This window comes from Barnesiella propionica, assembly GCF_025567045.1.
Classification (GTDB): Bacteria; Bacteroidota; Bacteroidia; order Bacteroidales; family Barnesiellaceae; genus Barnesiella_B; species Barnesiella_B propionica.
In genome coordinates this window covers 1-354 of sequence record NZ_JAOQJK010000027.1, presented here as the reverse complement: position 1 = coordinate 354, position 354 = coordinate 1, and the positions used below count along the sequence as shown (strand labels likewise).

General features: G+C 32.8%; 1 protein-coding gene. It reads right to left on the bottom strand.

Going from position 1 to position 354, the window contains the following annotated elements:
- The coding region (locus OCV73_RS14490; protein WP_147553345.1) for a hypothetical protein at nucleotides 1–192 on the bottom strand (192 nt) is incomplete at its 3' end.
- Nucleotides 193–354 lie beyond the last annotated feature (162 nt).

Sequence of the window (354 nt, the reverse complement as noted above, 5' to 3'; positions counted from 1 at the left end):
AAACGGCATATTTCGAGTCTCATATATACTCCCCGAATCAGCAGAGATTCGATGCAAAGTATATAAACTATCATTTTTGTCTAAGTTTATCTGTACGAATTCTACATATGGAATAAATCCGCCCTTTATTTCTCCGAATAAGGTAAATGCTATTAATAAAGCCAATAATACAAATGCATGGTTCTTTTTCATATTTATTATTTTGTTCTTTTTAGTACAACTTTAAAATGCACGTTTAGAGGAATCGTTTCTAGTTGTTTATTAAAATCCTCCCATTGACCAGAATGAATTAATAAGCAACCCAGGGAAGTCCTCCCATATACCCTCCCTTTATCCGATGTAGCATGTATAAAT